The organism is Vibrio maerlii (assembly GCF_003415655.1).
In the GTDB taxonomy this organism is placed as follows: domain Bacteria; phylum Pseudomonadota; class Gammaproteobacteria; order Enterobacterales; family Vibrionaceae; genus Vibrio; species Vibrio maerlii.
In genome coordinates this window covers 203,165-209,185 of sequence record NZ_QRHC01000001.1, presented here as the reverse complement: position 1 = coordinate 209,185, position 6,021 = coordinate 203,165, and the positions used below count along the sequence as shown (strand labels likewise).

The 6,021-nt window shown below is 47.1% G+C and carries 4 protein-coding genes; all 4 read left to right on the top strand.

Annotated elements, in window-relative coordinates; all coding sequences use genetic code 11:
* The coding region (locus tag DPF91_RS00885; protein WP_164683970.1) for an efflux RND transporter permease subunit at nt 1–2,428 on the top strand (2,428 nt) is incomplete at its 5' end.
* 81 nt (nt 2,429–2,509) lie between these two features.
* The gene (locus tag DPF91_RS00880) at nt 2,510–3,193 is read left to right on the top strand and encodes a response regulator transcription factor (RefSeq protein ID WP_117232546.1); all 684 of its coding nucleotides are present in this window, start codon (nt 2,510–2,512) and stop codon (nt 3,191–3,193) included.
* Nucleotides 3,193–4,461 carry a sensor histidine kinase gene (locus DPF91_RS00875; protein ID WP_117232545.1) on the top strand — a complete coding sequence of 423 codons (1,269 nt, stop codon included), beginning with the start codon at nt 3,193–3,195 and terminating at the stop codon, nt 4,459–4,461. The genes DPF91_RS00880 and DPF91_RS00875 overlap by 1 nt, the downstream gene beginning before the upstream one ends.
* Before the next feature lie 267 nt (nt 4,462–4,728).
* A complete protein-coding gene (locus DPF91_RS00870; RefSeq protein WP_117232544.1) occupies nt 4,729–5,994 on the top strand; it encodes an ABC transporter substrate-binding protein in 1,266 nt (421 codons plus the stop codon).
* Nucleotides 5,995–6,021 lie beyond the last annotated feature (27 nt).

Here is a 6,021-nt window from a genome sequence, read left to right as displayed (position 1 = left end):
AGACTTTAAAGCGATTCCTGTTGTCACTACGGCCAATGGTAGTCAGATTACATTGGGCGATGTAGCAACCATTAGCGACACGTTTGAAGAAGATACCTTCAGTTTATCCCGCTATAACCAACAAAACTCGATGGGCATCCAGATCGTGATGGATGAATATAGCGATGTGGTTTCTATCGTTGCACAAGCTGAGCAAGTGGTGGAGAACTGGAAAGCGAGCAACCTACTGCCAGAAGACGTGGAGATTGAAAGCTGGTACGACAAAAGTACGCTAATCAAAGAACGCCTTTCATTGCTGGTGAAAAATGCACTCACAGGTATCGCGCTGGTATTTATCGTTCTGGCTGTTTTTCTAAACATCCGTGTGGCGTTTTGGGTAGCGGCAAGCCTGCCGTTTGTATTCTGCGGTACTCTCTACTTTATGACCGACTCGTTTATGGGCTTAACCATCAATGAGATGACTACCTTCGGCTTTATCATGGCACTCGGTATTGTGGTTGATGATGCGGTGGTGATTGGTGAGAGTATTTACACCACTCGTCGTGAACAAGGGGATTCACTCAAGAGCACCATTATTGGTACGCACAAGGTTGCGGCACCGACTATCTTCGGTGTTCTAACAACGGTTGTGGCTTTTGTCTCGATTGCGATGGTAGAAGGCAAGATGGGGCAAATCTACGCTCAGTTTGCATCGGTGGTTGCGATTTGTTTGATGTTGTCTCTGGTTGAATCTAAGTTGATCCTTCCTTCACACTTGGCACATGTTAACACGCAGCGAGGCGAGAAAAAGGGCATTTGGGGCCACATTCAACAAGGCGCTGAGAGCGGGCTAGATTGGTTCAATCATAAGGTTTACAAGCGCGCGATTAAGCTCGCACTTAATTTCCGTTATGCGGTGGTGCTAGGCTTTATCTCTCTGTTTATCTTAGTGGTCGGCATGCCGATGACAGGCGCAGTGCGTGTGGCTTTCTTCCCGGAGATCGCAGGCGACACCGTGACCGCAGACATTCGTATGTACAACGATACCAGCTTTGGTCAAACGCAAACCAACCTGCTTGTGCTAGAAGAAAATGCGAAAAAAGTGGATGCAAATCTGCGCGCTGAGTTTGGTGGTGATGAACCCGCTATCTCAAGCCTTCAGGTGATTGCAAGTGAAGATAAATCAGGAACCGTCACTATCGAGCTCGATGGTGATGTGATCTATAGCTCGGGTGATTTTGCTGAGCAATGGCTGGCTATGTCGGGTCAAATGGAAGGCGTTAAGAAACTTAAAGTGCTATCCATGAAGGAAATGGTTGATGCGTTTAAAGCGGAGCTAAAATCGAATGACGAAGCACTGCTTACTGAAGCGGCCAATAAACTGAAAGCAGAGCTACAAACCATTGCTGGTGTAAGTGGTATTGATGACAACCTCGATCTCGGTGAGCCACAGTATCGCTTTGAGCTGACAGAGCAAGGCCGAGCGCTGGGAATGGATACGGCAACTCTGTCGAAACAAGTTCTCCAGTCGTTCGGTGGTGACATTGTTCAGCGTTTCCAACGCGGCAAAGATGAAGTAAAAGTGCGTGTTCGCTACCCTGAAGACGCACGTCAAACTCTGGCAGATATCGAGTCATCAAGCGTACGTACATCGGATGGGACGGTCGTACCGTTGACGAGCGTAGCCAATGTGTTCTCTGACTATCAGCAGTCTGAGATCACACGCATCGACAATCAGCGTGCTGTCTACATCACAGCCTCGGTAGACCAAGATAAGATCGCATCGAACGAGTTAGTGACACAGCTACAAAACAGTATTGTGAAGCAGCTCAATGCCGATTACCCAACCGTGAAGATCGACTTTGCAGGTGAAGCCGAGCAACAGAAAGAGTCGACCGATTCAATGCAATCCACGTTTGTACTCGCACTTATCGGCATCTTTGCTCTGCTGGCGATTCCACTAAAATCGTATGTGCAGCCGTTGATTATTATGGTCGCGATTCCATTCGGTATTGTCGGTGCGATTCTCGGCCACTGGTTGAATGACCTAACGCTGAGTATTCTATCGCTTAACGGGATCTTGGCTCTAAGCGGTGTGGTGGTGAACGACAGTTTGTTATTGGTTTCTCGTTTTAACGAGTTAGTGAAAGATAAATCGTTGTCAGTGAAAGAAGCGATTCAGCAAGCATGTACAGGTCGTCTGCGTGCGGTATTACTCACCTCAATCACAACGTTTGCTGGTCTTGCTCCATTGCTGAGTGAAACCTCGATGCAGGCTCAGTTCCTAATTCCTGCAGCGGCGGCTCTGGGCTACGGTATCTTGTTTGCTACCGTGATCACTCTTGTACTTACCCCATCATTGCTGATGATTCAAAATGATGTAAAAGTACTGATTAGCAAAGCAAAAGCGCGAATCTCGGGTCACAGTGACCAACTAGAGTTGGCATAACCAAACGTTTTAGCCCTGCGCCACAATCGCAGGGCTTATTTAATCAAATACGAGCAACAACGCCTTACAGGGGAATCAATCATGGCTGAGAATCTACAACTACTGCTGGTGGAAGATGATATCGACCTCGCCACAGCCATCATTGATTATCTTGAACTGGAAGATATCCAATGTGACCACGCTGCGAATGGTCTGTCTGGCTACAACCTTATCGAGAGTAATCAATACGATGTGGTGGTGCTCGACCTCAACCTACCAAAGATGAATGGCTTAGAAGTGTGCGAGAAGATTCGTTCACAAGGCATTGATGTGCCAATCTTGATGCTTACAGCGCGTGACACGCTTGATGATAAGCTCACAGGCTTTTCCAAAGGTGCAGATGATTACTTAGTAAAACCCTTTGCCATGGAAGAGCTGATAGTTCGTGCGCAGGTGCTTTCTAAACGTCGTAGTGGGCAGGTCAGCAAACTCAAGGTAGAAGACCTTGAATTGGACCTTCAAGAGAAAAGCGCGACTCGAAACGGACAAGTCATCAAACTCTCTCCTATCGGAATTAAGCTCTTAGAGTGTTTGCTGCGGGAAAGCCCCAATATCGTCTCTCGCGACAAGCTTATGCAAAGCGTCTGGGGAGATGAACAGCCAGACAGCAATAGCCTAAAGGTTCATATGTTTAATCTGCGTAAAGCGGTGGATGGTAAGGCTGAAGATAAACTGATCCATACCATCACAGGCCACGGCTTTGCGTTAAAGCGAGAGATCGAATAATGAAGATCAGACCGAGTATCCGACTCTACTTTCTCATCGCTATGCTGGTCACAGGTGTTGGCAGCATCAGTGTCATGACCGTATCCGCGGTTAACTACTTCTTCTCCGGTATGGATATCGCAATGACAGGGTTCCTGCGCTCACAAGCGATGGAAATCCCGTTGGGAGAAAACAATACCCCGAGACAACTCGATGAGCTCACCATCGCCGCCCATTGGGAAGATTTACCGCAAGTCATCCAAGACAACATTGACCGCAACGAATTAGTCCCTAACCAGCTATTGAAGAAGGTGGATGGGATACCGGTTCTATCACCGCCCAAATTTGGTTACTTTGCCATGAAGGTCGAAGATTCAGGTAAGGTGAGATACGTTTCAATCTCTCTGAAGCATATAGATGATAATGGGGACTTGTTCCATGAAGAAGTCCCTCCATTTATGTATATCGTTTTGACCGGAATAGGGGCGATTGTTGTATTTGCCGCGGTATTGCTGTTGGTTCAGAAGAAGATTGCGACGCCAGTTGAGCAGCTAAGAGGTTGGGCTAAAGATTTAGATAAGGAACAACTCACTCAGCCCGTCCCGAATTTTCACTACAGCGAGTTGAACTCACTCGCTGAACTGATTCAATCAAGTCTTCGCTCGGTGCAAGAAAGCCTTGAGCGCGAGCAACGTTTTTTGGGATATGCGAGTCATGAGTTGCGAACACCTATCGCGGTGACACGCACTAATTCAGAGCTGTTACGTAAGATGATAATGAAGGGCATCAGCTCAGAGAAACAACTTGCCGTGCTAGATCGTATCGAGCGCGCCGGCTTTACCATGACCGATCTGACAGAAACCTTACTGTGGCTTAATCGACAAGAGGGAAAGTCCCTACCGAGTAAAACAGTTTGTGTTGGTGAGCTGACAAAACAAGTAGAGTCCGAGCTGCATTATTTGTTGCAAGGCAAGTCGGTAGAGGTAGATGTCAGTATTGATGAGACCGAATTAGTGCTGCCAGAGGGGTTGTGCCGAATCATTATTACCAACCTTATCCGAAATGCATTTCAGCATACTCAAAACGGTGAAGTGGAGATTAATCAAACGGTTAGCAAGCTATCGATTACCAACCGCAACAGCGATACGCACACCAAACAAGACGACCTCGGATTCGGGTTAGGGCTAGAGCTGACACAGCGGCTTATCGCGCAATACGGTTGGTACTATCAAGTCTCACAAGGTGCTGAAGGTTGGAAGGTTGAGGTAGACTTCGTCCAAATCAGTTAATTTGCGCTACCTCACACTTTTTGTACTAGACTAAAAAGGTGACAAAAAGTGTAGTTTGATCCATGCATCATTTTTAGAACCTCTATAAATCTTTCCGATTAGTTGCTATCCATTTATAAAATAAAGAAAAAACGCGCCAATGTAACAGTCTTGTTACATTGGGGTTACGTTTCGTTTCGTTAATTATTTATTCCATGAATAGACTCAGTTGGAGTTAAGTAACATTTGCTTAACATAATCCAATATAAAACATGGAAGATAATAAAAATGAAAACATCGAAAACCCTACTTAGTTTATCTATCGCCACTGGCGTTTCTCTAGCTGCTGCAACGGGCGTCTCTCAAGCGGGTGAAGTGGAAGTACTTCACTGGTGGACATCAGGCGGTGAAGCGAAATCAGTCGCCGTTCTCAAGGACATGATGGAGAAAGACGGCCATACGTGGAAAGACTTCGCGGTTGCTGGTGGTGGCGGTGAGAGTGCGATGACCGTATTGAAGACACGCTCTGCATCGGGTAATGCACCATCGGCGGCACAAATCAAAGGACACGATATCCAAGAGTGGGGCGAACTAGGTTACCTAACGTCGCTAGAGGGCAGTGCTAAGCAAGAAGATTGGGACGGCATTCTTCCATCGGTGGTGACGGACGTAATGAAATACGACGACGAATACGTAGCGGTTCCTGTAAACGTACACCGAGTCAACTGGCTATGGGCAAACCCTGAAGTTCTCGAAAAGTCGGGTACAACCGTACCAACTACCTTGGATGAATTCTTTGCTGCCGCAGAGAAGATTAAAGCTGCAGGATATATTCCATTAGCACACGGTGGCCAACCTTGGCAGGACGCAACGGTATTCGAAGCAGTTGCACTTGAGGTACTTGGTAGTGAAGATTACAACAAAGCCTTTGTCGACCTAGATATGGACGTACTGTCTGGCGACAAGATGGTCGAAGTGTTCACCAAGTTCCAAAAGGTCCATGACTACATCGATTCCAACTCACCTGGGCGTGATTGGAACGTGGCAACCTCGATGGTGATCAGCGGTGAAGCAGCGATGCAGATCATGGGTGACTGGGCGAAAGGTGAGTTCACTGCGGCGGGTAAAGTACCAGGTAAGGATTACGTGTGTGCGCCAGCACCGGGCACCGATGGGCAATTTACCTTCAACATCGATAGCTTTGCATTCTTTAACATCAAGGGTGAAGACAACCAAAAAGCGCAACAAGACCTAGCGAAAACCATCCTAACCAAAGACTTCCAAGAAGTATTCAACCTTAACAAGGGCTCTATCCCTGTACGTTTGGATATGGACATGGCGAAGTTTGACCAATGTGCACTGGATTCAATGGCAACCTTCAAAGCCAGTGCGGACTCAGGCGACCTTGTTCCTTCTATGGCGCATGGCCTATCCACTACAAGTTACGCTCAAGGCGCGATCTACGATGTTGTGACCAACTTCTTCAACGATCCAAAAGCCGATCCAAAACAAGCACCCGCAAAACTGGCTAAAGCAGTCCAGTCGGCGCTCTAACCCTTCTATCAACTCAATAATATGAAC